Below are 13,668 nucleotides of genomic sequence, written 5' to 3'. Positions count from 1 at the left end.
GAGCAATAGTTCACCCGGTGGAGGACATATGCGGATTCTCCGGGGTCAATGGGCGACCTGTCGATAGATCGCCGGCAACGCCGCAGGCAGTCGACGGATGTTGCCGACGATGGCGTAGCCGCTGCGGCCGAACAGCGTCGGGACGTAGGATTGCGCCGTCGCATCGACCGTCACGCCGAAGACCGCGATGCCGAGCCGCCGCGCCTCCTGCACGGATTTGCGGGTGTCCTCGACCGCGAAGCGGCCCTCATAATGATCGACGTCATTCGGCTTGCCGTCGGTGAGGACGAGCAGTAGCTTCTTGCGCTGCGGCTGGCGCGCCAGCTCGGCCGAGGCGTGACGTACCGCGGCACCGATCCGTGTGTAATAGCCCGGCTTCAGCGCGCCGATCCGGCGCTCGATCGCGCCACTCATCGGCTCGCCGAAGGCCTTGACCGTTTCGAGCCGCACCCAGGAACGCCGGCGCGAGGTGAAGGTGAGGATGCTGTGGTGATCGCCGCAGGCCGACAGGCCGTGCGCAAGCACCAGCAGCGCCTCCTTCTCGACGTCGAGCACCCGATAACCATCGACCCAGGCATCCGTCGAGAGCGAGACATCCACAAGCAGCGTGACGGCAAGATCGTCCCCTCGCGGTCGCATCGCCACATGGACGCGATCGAGACCGCCCCCGCCACTTCCGGCGCGGAGATCGCACCGCGCACGCACGAGCGCGTCAAGGTCGAGGTCGTGCCCATCGGCTTGGGCGCGCATCAATTCATGACGCGGCCGCAACACCTCGAAGCGGCGGCGCACCTGGCGGATGTGCCGACGCATGGCGTCATCGGGCATCCAGCCCTCACCCAGCTCGGAGGCCGCACCCGCGAGCACGCGGCAATGATCGGGCAGATAGGAGCCGCTGCGATAATCCCATTCGGGATAGCTCAGGTCCGCGTTCAATCGCGATACATCGAGGGCTTCCGGCGGCAGGTCGAGATCGAATTTGAGCCGGCTCGCCGGCTTGCCGCTACGGCGGCTGAGCGTGATCTCCTCGAGGTCGTCGGCTGCCTTCCGCGCGTCCTCGTCCTCACTGTCGTCAGCCGGGCGGTCGACATTGATCATCTCGGCCATCGCGAGAATCTTTTCAAAGCGATTGAGTACGAAAGGATCGCGGCGATTGGTACCGTCCTCGCGCTCGCGGACGGCGAAACGCTTGCGATCGTCTGATGGCGCTGGCGCAGCGGTCGACGCCCAATCGTCGTCGCCTTCATGTGCGGGCGACAGCTCGCGCGTCCAGCAATCGCCCCAGAGCGGGCATGGCAGGATCGAACGGTAACCCGGCGGCGCCTTGTCCGGCAGTGGCCCCGTCCCCATCATCGCCGGCCACAGCTTTCCCACCGGCGGCGTATCGGCGCCGAGCAGAGTAAGCACGATCTGCTCCATGTCCTGCTCGATGCGCGGCAATGGCCGGTGCGGCCGCGCCATGGCCGTGGCCGCGGCCAGCCGGGCGTAGTCCTCGGCAAGGCCGGGACATTCCGTCAGCACAAGCACCGCGACTTCGCTGGTCCGGCGCAGCGTCAGCAGATCGCGCCGCAGCGGATCGGCCTCCGCGATCACTTCGACCGGTGCAAAGGCAAACCACGCGGCCAGCCACCGGTACAGCGCAGCATTCAGCCCGCGATCGGCGAAGATCGCGATGTTGTCGGGCAGGAAGATCGTCGCGGCATCACGCCCGGGTTGCGCGAGCCGCTCGTCGCCAAGCCCGATGCGCTGCCGCCATCCGAGCCGATGCCCAGTCCGGCGGGCACTCGCGCTCGCGATCTGCACGCCCGTCTCCCCGCCAAGCGCGCGGAACATGATCGCGATCCGGCCGCGCACCTCCGCGAGCGATACCGCGTGTTCGGCATGGACCGGATAGCTCGCGGTGCCGCCGACCAGGCGATGCCAGGCGCGGCCGACGGTTTCTTCAAGCTCGAGGAAATCGAGCATCGCATCACCCTCAGGAGATCACGGCGCGTGCGACGTAGAGCAGCGCCGCCTTGACGTCTGCATCATCGGTGAGCGGTTCGATCATGCCGGCCAGCACCGCATCCGTAATTGAGGCTCCGGCCGCAATCAGGGTGGCGCAATAGACCACGAGACGGGTCGAAACGCCCTCCTCCAGGTCGTGCCCCTTCAGCGCGCGCAGCCGGCCGGCCAGCAGGACCAGCGGCCGCACATAGTCGGGCGCGAGCCCGCTCTCGGCCGCCACCACCGCGATCTCCTGCTCCGGCGGCAGGAAGCCGAACTCGATGGCAACGAAGCGCTGACGCGTCGACGGCTTCAACGCCTTCAGCAGCGTCTGGTAACCGGGATTGTAGGAGACCACCAGCATGAAGCTCTTCGGCGCGACCAGCTCCTCGCAGGTCCGCTCCAGCGGCAGGATACGGCGGTCGTCGGTGAGCGGATGCAGCACCACCGTGACGTCCTTGCGCGCCTCCACGACCTCGTCGAGATAGCAGATGCCGCCTTCCCGCACCGCCCGTGTCAGCGGACCGTCGGTCCATACGGTGTCGCCGCCCCTCAGCAGGTAGCGGCCGGTAAGATCGGCGGCGGTGAGATCGTCGTGGCAGGCGACGGTATGAAGCGGCAATCCCAGCCGCGCCGCCATGTGAGCGACGAAGCGCGTTTTGCCGCAGCCGGTCGGTCCCTTCAACAAGACCGGGAGCTGATGCCGCCAGGCGTGCTCGAACAGCGCGCATTCGTTGCCGCTCGGAACGTAAGCCGGGAGCACGAGCGCGGGTGCCGACAAGGCGTGAAGTGCTGCTGTCATGGTTTTTCTCCGGAAATCATTCGGGAAAGGCGGCCGCGACTTGCGCGGCCGCCTTGTGTTTATTCGGCCGGTTGCAGGGCGCCTGGGATAGTCGCCTGCTTCTCGCGGCCGGGCACCAGCACCGCCCAGACGAACATCAATGCTGAGATCGCGACGAACACGCCGGAGCCGAGCCGCACCCAGTAGAAGAAGGCAAGCTGGTCCTGCACGTCCATGTAACTCTGGCCAAGTACGCGCTGGAGATGGACCTGAATCACGCCGGCAAAGGTCAGCGCGAAGGTCATGGTCATCATCGCCGTGCACATGATCCAGAAGCTGGTCATGCTGAGCCACTGGTTATAGGGCGCACGTCCCTTGATTTGCGGGATCGCATAAGCCATCACCGACAGGTTCAGCATCACATAGGCGCCGAAGAAGGCGAGATGGCCATGTGCGGCGGTGACCTGCGTGCCGTGGGTGTAGTAGTTCACCGACGACAACGTGTGCAGGAAGCCCCAGACGCCGGCGCCGAGGAACGCCATCACCGAGCAGCCGACCGACCACAGCAGCGCGGCGCGGTTCGGATGCTTGCGGCCGGCCTTCCAGGTCATTTGCACCGTGAAGATCACCATGGTGAAGAAGGGTGCGACCTCGAGCGTGGAGAACAGCGAGCCGATCCACTGCCAGTAACCGGGCGCGCCGATCCAGTAGAAGTGGTGGCCGGTGCCGAGAATCCCTGAGAACAGCGCAAGGCCGATGATGACGTAGAGCCACTTCTCGACCACCTCGCGGTCGATGCCGTTGAGCTTGATCATCAGATAGGCGAGCACGGACGCCATGATCAGCTCCCAGACGCCCTCGACCCAGAGATGAACGACATACCACCAGTACATCTTGTCGACCGCGAGATTGGCGGGATTGTAGAAGGCGAACAGGAAGAAGATCGCGACGCCCCACAAACCGAACAGCAGGATGTTGGTGACCGTGGTCTTGCGCCCCTTCAGCGCCGTCATCGTCACGTTGAACAGGAACATCAGGCAGACGACCACGATGCCGACCTTGATTATGAAGGGCTGCTCGAGGAATTCGCGGCCCTCATGGTAATGGAAGAGATAGCCGACCACGGCCACCCCCGCCGCGCCAAAAAACATCCAGAACTGGATCTTTGCGAGCAGCGGGCTGTACAGCTCGGTCTCGGTTTCCTCCGGTAACAGGAAGTAGGTCGCGCCCATGAAGCCGATCAGCGACCACACGATCAGCGCGTTGGTGTGGATCATCCTGACGATGTTGAACGGCAGCAGCACCGACAGCGTGTTGGGCAGAACGTAGATGGTCCCGGCGAGGAGGCCGAACAGGACCTGCGCCAGGAACAGGGTCAGCGCGCCGTAGAAATACAGCATCGCGACTTTCTGGGTCTGATATTTCATTTCGGGTTCTCTCTGTCTTGAAAGAGGCAAGGCCTTGAAGGAGGCAAGGCCCTGAAAGAGGAAGGCGTCAGCCGGCCTTGTTCGGCGGCCACTCCTGGCGCTTGATCTTGCTGGTCCATTGCAGGAAGTCGGCGAGATCGTTGAGCTCCTGGTCGGTGAGATTGAACTGCGGCATCTGGCGCCGGCCCTCCGCGCCCGAGGGCTGTGACTGCATCCAGGCCTTCAGTGTCTCGCGCGCCGCGGCCGGATCCTCATTGCCGCCCCAGCGATCCCAGACATTGCCGACTTCAGGGGCGAAATACGCGCCCTCGCCCAGCAAGGTGTGGCAATTGATGCAGGAGTTCTTCTCCCAGACATGCTTGCCGCGCGCGACCGACGATGTCAGCGTCGTCGCGTCCGTCGAGGTCGTCGCCATATAGTAGTGGCTGTGCGCCGTCAGCCCGATGAAGATGGCGAAGAAGAAAGCCGAGCCGCCGTAGAAGACGTTTCGCGCCGCCGACTTGGTCAGGCGTTCAGCCATTGCCAGTCCTTTCCGTTGTGAGTCCAGTAATGAGGAGCAGTGATGCTGTATCTTGCCGATCGGTGCCGACGGGTCTTTGTTCGGGCGCAATGAGCGCTGCGTTGGCGGCGTCAGATCAATGCGACGACGGCGGAGGCGAGCCAGGCGAACAGCACGACGATGAAGATCCATGCGCTGACGAGGCCGCGCCAGAGCGCCGGCACCGCCCGAAGGTCCATGAAATCGAGCGCGATTCGGCGGCCCTTGATGGCGGCAAGGACCAGGAGAAGTGCATTGGCGAGCAGCGGACGCGGCATCAGTGGCGGAAGCAGGATCGTCGCGAGCGCGAGGCCGATCAGCACGAGCCAGGTGATGTCGAGACGGCCGGGCATGATCAGCGCACCAGATAGAGGATCGGGAACATGACGATCCAGACCAGATCGACCATGTGCCAGAAGGCGGCGCCGGTCTCGACGCCCGAGATCTCGGCGCGGCGGCAGACCACGGCAAGGATGATGATGCCGAGGCCAACATGCAGGAGATGGAAGCCGGTCAGGAGGAAGTAGAGCGTGAAGAACGGGCTGGTCTCCAGGCCGATCCCGCGACCGATCTCTTCGGCATATTCGGTCAGCTTGATCGCGATGAAGAGGCCGCCGAGCGCCATGGCAATCAGTAGCCAGCGGCGCGAGGCCTGCTTTTCATTGGCGCGCGCAGATCTGGTCGCCCTCGCCGCGGCCCAGCCGCTGGTCACCAGCACGATTGTGTTGAGGCCGGCGAGATTCGCGTTGAGCGCCGCCTGCCCCGCCGCGAACACAACGGGATGGATCGCCCGGGCAACGACGAAGGCGCCGAGGAACAGGCCGAAGGCGACGAGCTCGCTGAAGATCAGCACCCAGATCATGGGATCGCCGGGGAGATCTTCCAAGATTCCCCAGCCGGTTCCCTGTTGTTCGCAATCGGCCGCAGACATCGTCTTTCCGGATCAGGACACCGGCCAGACCTAGCTCAACCGTCCAGTTCGGAATTTGTCGCAGGACAAACTGGGGGGCCACCGGCGGAGATGTTTGCGCCGACGCAACGTCTCGCTCGCCGGAGCGCGGTACGAACAGACTCAGGGTTCGCAAAGAGCGGTGAGCAATGACATGAGCGATGCACAGATCGGGCTAATGACCGCGACACCCATCATCATCGCCTTCGCCATCGCGCTCCGGCGCATGGGCGTGCTGTCGACGGTGGCGACGGTATCGGCGGTGAGCCTCTCCGTCGCGATCGCGACGGTGCTGTTCACGACGCAGTAGCCGGGCACTACCGATGAGGAGACGATCAGCTATCGCCGGTCGGGCGCTATTCTCGGCAGGATGAGCTGAAACCGCGTCCCCGCGCCGGGCAGGCTCTCGAGCCGGAGCTGCCCACCCAGCCGGTCGACGACGATGCTGTGCACGATATGCAGACCGAGTCCGCTGGCGCCGTCGTGTCGGCGCGTGGTGAAGAACGGGTCGAAGGCCCGCCGTTCCACATCGGGAGCCATGCCGCAGCCGTCATCAGCAAACAGCAGCTCAACGTGGTCATCATTGACCGCACGGAGCGAGACGTTGATCGTCCCGGTCTCACCATCGGAGAACGCGTGCGTCATCGCATTGACTGCGAGGTTGGTGAGCACTTGGCCGAAAGGCCCGGGATAGCTGTCCATGGCGAGATTCGTTTCGCAGTGGAGGCTGAACGCGATGTCGCGCACCCGTAACTGCCGCTCGAACTGCGACAGAACCTGGCCGGTCAGCTCGCCTGCGTCGAAGCTGCGCCGAAGTGACTCGGTCTGGTCAGCCGCCACCTGCTTGAAGGATTGCACCCGCTCGGCGGCGCGACCGAGATTCGTGACCAGCTGCGCCGACGCATCGCTGACCAGTTCCAGAAACCCTGTCAGTGTCGAGCGCTTGAGATTACCCCGCGCGACCTCCGCCGCGAACTGCTCCGCCTTGCGCTGGAGCGTCGATGCCACCGTCAGACTGCTGCCGAGCGGCGTGTTGATCTCGTGCGCGACACCGGCAACCATGCGCCCGAGCGCCGCCAGCTTTTCCGCCTCGATCAAGGTGTCCTGGATATCGCGCAGATGGCGAAGCGCGGTCTCAGCGGCGTCCCTGGCGCTGCGAATCTCCCGCTCGGCGCGCTTGCGTTCGGTGATCTCCTCCGCTGCCACGTTGACCGCGACAATCTCGCCGTCCGGCATTCGCAGCGGGTGCCAATAAGTAACCCAGGAACGCTCCTCGACCTGATCAGCCCGTTGCCCCGCCACCTCGATACCGATCACGGGCTCGCCCGTCGCGACGATCGAGCGCACAATCTGCTCGACGGAACCCGCCAGGGCCGGCACGCAGTCCCTGACCGTATGTCCAAGATGGCCTTCGATGGATATGCCGCAGATCTCGGTCAGACGCTGGTTGATCAGCAAATAGCGGCAGTCCGGCGACAGACAGGCCAACCCGATCGGGGCGGTGTCGTAGATCAGCTGCAACGCCGGCAAAGTCGAGACCAGCATCACTTCCGAAGCCGGCGATGACCTCACTGTACTCGTCACTCAGGTTCCCCGTGGTCCCTTGCGTCGACCACATGAGATTAGCACGGAATTGGCGATCGGTTGATCTAGATCAAGAAGACGCGCCGGCGCCTCTCGTTCCGAGGCTCTGGCGTGAATCGCCTCGTTCAAAACAGAACAAAGGCCCCGATCAATAAACCTGCAGCAAAGGAGCCTAGCCCGAGGGTGCAGACGGAAACGATGCGCAAGAGGATGCGAAGCCGGCCCTCAAATTCATCGTCTGTCATCTCGTGGATATGAGCCGCCACTGGTGCTGCCCTGCCCGTGCCCTGCTCGGCACCCCCCGGATCTAGTCCCCAAATCATGGTCATCGCGAGGCATCGGTTCCGGTCGCGATGCCGTGATCGAAATTGACGAAAATGGTAGTCGCCTGGCGGGGCGGCGCCAGAGCCTCCCCCGCGACGTGATTTTGCGCCTACCGCCGCTGGTTATACACGTCGATGCACACGGCCCCGAGCAGCACCAGGCCCTTGATGACCTGCTGATAGTCGATGCCGATGCCGAGGATGGACATGCCGTTGTTCATCACGCCCATGATCATGGCACCGACCACGGCGCCGCCGACGCGCCCGACGCCACCATAGGCCGAGGCGCCGCCGATGAAGCAGGCGGCGATGACGTCGAGCTCGAAGCCGAGGCCCGCTTTCGGCGTCGCGGTGTTGAGACGCGCGGCAAAGACGAGGCCGGCAAGGGCTGCGAGCACGCCCATGTTGACGAAGGTGAGGAAGGTCAGCCGCTCGGTCTTGATGCCCGACAGGCTTGCCGCCTTGGCGTTGCCGCCGACGGCATAGATCTGCCGGCCGATCACGGTGCGGCGTGTGACGAAGCCGTAGAGCGCGATCAAGGCGCTCATGATCACCAGCACGTTCGGCAAGCCGCGATAGGTCGCGATCAGGTAGGTGAAGTAGAGCACGGCGCAGGCCAGCACCACGCTCTTGCCAAGGAAGAACGCGTAAGGCTCGACCTCGATGCCGTGCGACTGCTCCCGCGCGCGGCTCTTGGCGCTGGCATAGACCAGCCCCAGCGCCAGCACCGCGCCGATCAGCATCGAGGTCGGATGCAGCGTGCCCGCTTCGGGCAGGAACTCCGGAATGAAGCCCGACGACAATTTCTGGAAGGTCGGCGGAAACGGCCCGAGCGACTGCCCCTGCAACACCGCGAGCGCAAGTCCCTTGAATACGAGCATGCCGGCCAGGGTCACGATGAAAGACGGTATCTTGAAATAGGCGACCCAATAGCCCTGCGCCGCGCCGATCGCAGCGCCGACCACGAGGCAGGCGATGAAGGCGAGTGTATAGTCGACCTTGTACGTCACCATCAGCAGAGCGGCGACCGCGCCGACGAAGCCCGCGACCGACCCCACCGAGAGGTCGATATGGCCGGTGACGATCACGAGCAGCATGCCGAGCGCCATGATGACGATGTAGCTGTTCTGGAGCACCAGATTGGTCAGGTTGAGCGGCTGGAGCAGCGTGCCGCCGGTCATGACCTGGAAGAACAGCATGATCGCGATCAGCGACATCAGCATGCCGTAATTGCGCAAATTGTTCTTGATGAAGCTGCCGTGCCGGCGCTCCTCGGGCAGCGACACCGTCTTGTCGGTCATGGCTGCGATCCTCCCATCTCCGCGGCCTCAGGCACGCTGTTTCCGTTGCTTCGTTCGTTGCGCATGATGGCGCGCATGATCTTCTCCTGCGTCGCCTCTGCGCCCTTGAATTCCCCGACGAAGGCGCCGTCGTTCATGACGCAGATGCGGTCGCAGATGCCGAGCAGCTCGGGCATCTCCGAGGAGATCACCACGACGCCGCGCCCGGCCTCCGCAAGCTCGTTGATGATACAGTAAATCTCGTATTTGGCACCGACGTCGATGCCCCGTGTCGGCTCGTCCAGGATCAGGACCTTGGGATCGGTCATCAGCCATTTCGACAGCACCACTTTCTGCTGGTTGCCGCCGGAGAGCTGGCCGGTCTCCTGGTACACGTCGGAGCAGCGGATGCGCATGCGGCTCCGGTAGTCGCTGGCAACCTTCAGCTCGGCGATGTCGTCGATCACCCGGCCGGGTGCGACCTGGTCGAGGCTGGCGAGCGTGATGTTCTTGCGGACGTCATCTGCCAGGATCAAGCCGAGCTGCTTCCGGTCCTCGGTGACATAGGCAAGGCCGGCGTCGATCGCGGCCGCAACGCTCGGCAGCACGATCTCATGGCCCTCGAGCTTGATGCGGCCGCTGATAGTGGTGCCCCAGGAGCGGCCGAACAGGCTCATGGCAAACTCGGTGCGACCGGCGCCCATCAGCCCGGCAATGCCGACGACCTCGCCGCGCTTCACGCCGAAATTGACGTTCTTGATCACCTGCCGCTCGGGATGAATGGGGTGATAGACCGACCAGTTCTCGACGGTCAGGACAGGCCCGCCGATTTTCGCGCTGCGCTCGGGAAAGCGATGGGCGAGATCGCGGTTGACCATGCTGCGGATGATGCGGTCTTCCTGGATCGGCTCGCTGCGGCAGTCGATGCTGTCGACGGTGCGGCCGTCGCGCAGCACGGTGATGTGGTCGGCGACCTTGGCCACCTCGTTAAGCTTGTGCGAGATCAGGATCGAGCCGATGCCCTGCTCGCGGAAAGCCATCAGGCGTTCGAGCAGCGCGGCGCTGTCGGCCTCGTTGAGGCTCGCGGTCGGCTCGTCCAGGATCAGCATCCGCACCCGCTTGGACAGCGCCTTCGCGATCTCTACCAGCTGCTGCTTGCCGACGCCGAGGTCGGTGATCAGCGTATCCGGCGATTCCTTCAGGCCGACCTGCGCCAGCAGCTCGCGCGTGCGCCGGTAGACCTCGTCGCGATCGATGACGCCGAATTTTGACGGCGGATGCGACAGGAAGATGTTCTCCGCGATCGACATCAGCGGGATCAGCGCCAACTCCTGGTGGATGATGATGATGCCGAGCGCCTCAGAATCGTTGATGTCGCGGAAGCGGCGCTCCTCACCCTCGAAAACGATGGTACCCTCGTAGCTGCCGGCCGGGTAGACGCCGCTGAGCACTTTCATCAGTGTGGATTTGCCGGCACCGTTCTCGCCGACAAGCGCGTGGATCTGCCCGGCCTCGACCGAGAAGTTCACGTCACGCAGAGCCTGCACGCCTGAAAAGCTCTTGCTGACGTTGCGCATCTCCAGCATGGCGGTCATGATTTCACATCCCTCGATCGCTGCTAGTTCACCTCTCCCCGCTTGCGGGGAGAGGGAGAAGAGGCTCTCCCCGCAAGCGGGGAGAGGGGAAAGAAAGAAGCTTACTGGAACTGCGACTTCTTGTAGTAGCCGCTGTCGACCAGAGTCTTCTCCCAATTGTCCTTGTAGACCACGACCGGCTTCAAGAGATAGGACGGCACCGTCTTGGCGCCGTTCTCGTAGGTCTTGGTGTCGTTGACGGTGACCTGCTTGCCGGCGAGTGCGGCGTCGACCATGTCGGCGGTCACCTTGGCGAGGTCGCGGGTGTCCTTGAAGATGGTCGAGTACTGATCGCCGCGCAGCATCGCCTTGATCGAGGGCACCTCGGCATCCTGACCCGAGATAACAGGCATCGGCTGGCCGGCGCTGCCATAGCCCACGCCCTTCAGCGATGAGATGATGCCGATCGAGAGGCCGTCATAGGGCGACAGCACCGCGTTGACCTTCTTGTTGCCGTAGTAGGCGCTGAGCAGATTGTCCATGCGCGCCTGTGCGGTGGCGCCGTCCCAGCGGAGCGTCGCGACCTTGTCCATGCCCATCTGGCCGGAGACGACGACGAGCTTGCCGCTGTCGATGTACGGCTTCAGCACGCTCATCGCGCCGTTGTAGAAGAAGTAGGCGTTGTTGTCGTCGGGCGAGCCGCCGAACAGCTCGATGTTGAACGGGCCCTTGCCGTCCTTGAGGCCGAGCCCCTGCACAAGCGACTCCGCCTGCAGCACGCCGACCTGGAAATTGTCGAAGGTCGCGTAATAGTCGACGTTCGGCGTGCCGCGGATCAGGCGATCATAGGCGATCACGGTGATGCCTTTTGCTTTCGCCTGCTTGAGCACGTCGGACAGCGTGGTGCCGTCGATCGCCGCGATCACCAGCGCTTTCGCACCCTTGGTCACCATGTTCTCGACCTGCGAGAGCTGGTTCGGGATGTCGTCCTCGGCATATTGCAAGTCGGTGTTGTAGCCGCGCTCCTTCAGCACCTTGACCATGTTGTTGCCGTCGTCGATCCAGCGCGCCGACGATTTGGTCGGCATGGCAATGCCAACCGTCGCCTTGTCCTGGGCGGAGGCAGTGACGCCTGAGGCCATCGTCGCTGCGCCGGCAAGCGCCAGCGCGAGGAATGTCGTCTTCAGTTTCAGCATGTTTTACTCCCTTGGGTGTCAGACTGTTTCTTCGTTTCGTCGAGAACGTTGGTCGTGTGCGGCTTCGAGCCTCCTATGCGAGCTTGACGTCAGGCTCCGCGCGGCCACGCGCAGATGCCTGCAACAGGAAAGTACAGCCGGCTTGCGGATCGGCAGCGCGCGCCGCCGCGTCCATATCCTGCCAGGCCGAGGTGACGAGGAGGCGTGACAGATCAGGGCCGACGAAGGCCGGGCAGCTCGATTGCCTTGCCGGCACGCGCAGCGAGCGCAGGCGCTCGCCTTGCGGAGAGTAGACATCGATCCGGCCCGCACCCCAGCAGGCGTTCCAGATCCGCCCGTCGGCGTCGCACACCGAGCCGTCGAGCCCCCCGATGCCGGTGTGGCGCAACAGAACGTCCGGCTCGCCTCGCGGCAAGCCGGTCGCCGGATCAAGCGGAACGGCGTAGAGCACGGCGCGCGCGGTGTCGGCGAAGTAGCCGGTCGCACCGTCCGGTGAAAAGCAGATCGAATTGGGAATGGTGATGCGGGGGAACAGCATCGATATCTTGCCGCGATGGAACGCGTAGATCGCGCCCGCTCCTGCCTCCGCATTGCGGCCCATGGTGCCGATCCAGAACGTGCCGGACTGATGCACACGGGCATCGTTGGAGCGCGTCGCGGGATTGTCGGCTTCAAGCGGACAGACCAGCGTCAACGCGCCGTCGGCGAGCTTGCGGATGTAGAGGCCGTCTTCGGCGACGATCAACTGGCGCTCGGCGTCGATGCGCCCGAGACCGCTCGCCATCCGGCCGAGCGCGTGGACGCGAATGCTGCCGCTGCCGAGATTCGCCTCGAACAGCCGCTCCTCGCGGATATCGAACCACCAGGCCGTGTCGGTGCTCAAATCATAGGTCGGCCCCTCGCCGAGGTGGCACGGATCGTCCGAGAGAACCGAGGTCGGCACCTCTTCCATCATGGCGTCCTCACTCCAAAGCGATAGACCGTGTGATGACGGTAGACCTCGCCGGGATTGAGGCGCGGGCTCGGGAAATCCGGCCGGTTCGGCGCATCCGGCCAGATGTGCGGCTCGAGACACATGGCATCCGACTGCCGGATGAGCTTGCCGCCCTTGCCCGAAATCGTGCCGTCGAGATAGTTGCCGGAATAGACCTGAAGGCCGGGCTGATTGGTCAGGAGCTCCATGATGCGCCCTGAACGCGGCGCCTCCAGCCGGGCCGCGAAAGCAAGCTTGCCATCGCGCCCGAGACAGTAGGTATGGTCGTAGCCCTTGCCGTTCCGCAATTGCTGATCGCTCTCGCGGATGCGCGCGCCGACGGCTTCGCCGTCGCGGAAGTCGAACGGCGTTCCGGCCACCGCGCGCGGCGGCTCAGCCAACGGAATGGCGGTGGGATCGATGGCAAGGAAATGCTCGGCGGCGACCGTCAGCTTGTGGTCGATAATGGGCGTGCCTGAGGTCGCGCCTTCCAGATTGAAGAAGCTGTGATTGGTCAGGTTGACGATGGTCGGCCGGTCGGTTCGCGCCTCCATCGTCAACGACAGCTCGGCCGGGCCGGTGACGCGATAGGTCAGGCGCACGTCGAGCCGGCCGGGATAGTTTTCTTCGCCATGCGGGCTCGAATAGGTGAGCGTGACGCCCGGCTCCGCGCCGTCGTCGATGGCGGCGATCTCCCAGAGCTTGCGATCGAACCCGTCGAGGCCACCATGCAGCGCATTCGGACCGTTGTTGACCGGAAGCTGCACCGTTTCGCCGTCCAGCGAAAATCGTCCGTTGGCAATGCGGTTGGCGTAGCGGCCGACGGTGGCACCGAAGAACTTTCGTTCGGCGCGATAACCGGCGAACGCGTCATGGCCGAGCACGACGTCGTCGTAACCGCCTTTGGCGTCCGGTGCGATGAGCGCCTGGATCACCGCGCCATGGGTGATGATGCGGGCTTCGAACCCGCCCTCCCCGCGCAGCACGATGCGCTCGACGTTGCGGCCGTCCGGCAGCGTTCCGAAGATGTCTTTTGTTATTCTTGAGCCAGCCATGT

General features: G+C 64.2%; 14 protein-coding genes. 1 reads left to right on the top strand and 13 read right to left on the bottom strand.

What is annotated here, in order from left to right:
* Positions 1–45 precede the first annotated feature (45 nt).
* From AB7535_RS07130 to AB7535_RS07105, 6 genes are all read right to left on the bottom strand, one after another.
* Complete coding sequence (locus AB7535_RS07130; RefSeq protein ID WP_354112457.1) at positions 46–1,965, bottom strand: nitric oxide reductase activation protein NorD; 1,920 nt, start codon at positions 1,963–1,965, stop codon at positions 46–48.
* 10 nt (positions 1,966–1,975) lie between these two features.
* Entirely contained in the window at positions 1,976–2,788 is an 813-nt protein-coding gene (locus AB7535_RS07125; protein ID WP_085399420.1) for a CbbQ/NirQ/NorQ/GpvN family protein, read from the bottom strand.
* A 59-nt stretch (positions 2,789–2,847) separates the two neighbouring features.
* Positions 2,848–4,194 carry a cbb3-type cytochrome c oxidase subunit I gene (locus AB7535_RS07120; protein WP_085399419.1) on the bottom strand — a complete coding sequence of 449 codons (1,347 nt, stop codon included), beginning with the start codon at positions 4,192–4,194 and terminating at the stop codon, positions 2,848–2,850.
* A 67-nt stretch (positions 4,195–4,261) separates the two neighbouring features.
* Entirely contained in the window at positions 4,262–4,714 is a 453-nt protein-coding gene (locus AB7535_RS07115; RefSeq protein WP_085399418.1) for a c-type cytochrome, read from the bottom strand.
* 110 nt (positions 4,715–4,824) lie between these two features.
* Complete coding sequence (locus AB7535_RS07110) at positions 4,825–5,085, bottom strand: cytochrome C oxidase subunit IV family protein (protein WP_085399417.1); 261 nt, start codon at positions 5,083–5,085, stop codon at positions 4,825–4,827.
* 2 nt (positions 5,086–5,087) lie between these two features.
* Positions 5,088–5,663 (bottom strand): cytochrome c oxidase subunit 3 family protein, encoded by a 576-nt coding sequence (locus AB7535_RS07105; RefSeq protein WP_135214996.1) that lies wholly within the window; start codon positions 5,661–5,663, stop codon positions 5,088–5,090.
* Positions 5,664–5,835: 172 nt separating this feature from the next.
* Here AB7535_RS07105 and AB7535_RS07100 point away from each other — a divergent pair, with 172 nt between their 5' ends.
* Positions 5,836–5,991, top strand: coding sequence for a hypothetical protein (locus AB7535_RS07100; protein ID WP_085965373.1), 156 nt, complete (start codon positions 5,836–5,838; stop codon positions 5,989–5,991).
* Positions 5,992–6,020: 29 nt separating this feature from the next.
* Here the strand turns inward: AB7535_RS07100 and AB7535_RS07095 are convergent, their stop codons facing one another.
* From AB7535_RS07095 to AB7535_RS07065, 7 genes are all read right to left on the bottom strand, one after another.
* Positions 6,021–7,226, bottom strand: a complete 1,206-nt coding sequence (locus tag AB7535_RS07095) for a sensor histidine kinase (RefSeq protein WP_085399415.1) — start codon at positions 7,224–7,226, stop codon at positions 6,021–6,023.
* Between the two features lie 164 nt (positions 7,227–7,390).
* On the bottom strand, positions 7,391–7,594 hold the full coding sequence (locus AB7535_RS07090) for a hypothetical protein (RefSeq protein WP_038941914.1): 204 nt from the start codon (positions 7,592–7,594) through the stop codon (positions 7,391–7,393).
* A 104-nt stretch (positions 7,595–7,698) separates the two neighbouring features.
* Positions 7,699–8,889, bottom strand: a complete 1,191-nt coding sequence (gene mmsB / locus AB7535_RS07085) for a multiple monosaccharide ABC transporter permease (protein ID WP_085399414.1) — start codon at positions 8,887–8,889, stop codon at positions 7,699–7,701.
* Positions 8,886–10,463: a multiple monosaccharide ABC transporter ATP-binding protein gene (gene mmsA, locus AB7535_RS07080; RefSeq protein WP_085399413.1), complete on the bottom strand. Its 1,578-nt coding sequence runs from the start codon at positions 10,461–10,463 to the stop codon at positions 8,886–8,888. The genes mmsB and mmsA overlap by 4 nt, the downstream gene beginning before the upstream one ends.
* A 101-nt stretch (positions 10,464–10,564) precedes the next feature.
* Positions 10,565–11,638, bottom strand: coding sequence for a multiple monosaccharide ABC transporter substrate-binding protein (chvE, locus tag AB7535_RS07075; RefSeq protein ID WP_063984479.1), 1,074 nt, complete (start codon positions 11,636–11,638; stop codon positions 10,565–10,567).
* Between the two features lie 73 nt (positions 11,639–11,711).
* Positions 11,712–12,590 carry an SMP-30/gluconolactonase/LRE family protein gene (locus AB7535_RS07070; protein WP_085399412.1) on the bottom strand — a complete coding sequence of 293 codons (879 nt, stop codon included), beginning with the start codon at positions 12,588–12,590 and terminating at the stop codon, positions 11,712–11,714.
* Complete coding sequence (locus AB7535_RS07065) at positions 12,590–13,666, bottom strand: aldose epimerase family protein (protein ID WP_085399411.1); 1,077 nt, start codon at positions 13,664–13,666, stop codon at positions 12,590–12,592. Before AB7535_RS07065 ends, AB7535_RS07070 begins: the two co-directional genes overlap by 1 nt.
* Positions 13,667–13,668 lie beyond the last annotated feature (2 nt).

Source organism: Bradyrhizobium sp. 956_D2_N1_4 (assembly GCF_052076025.1).
In the GTDB taxonomy this organism is placed as follows: Bacteria; Pseudomonadota; Alphaproteobacteria; order Rhizobiales; family Xanthobacteraceae; genus Bradyrhizobium; species Bradyrhizobium barranii.
The sequence above is the reverse complement of the archived record's forward strand: the minus strand, read 5'-3'. Positions and strand labels throughout refer to the sequence as shown.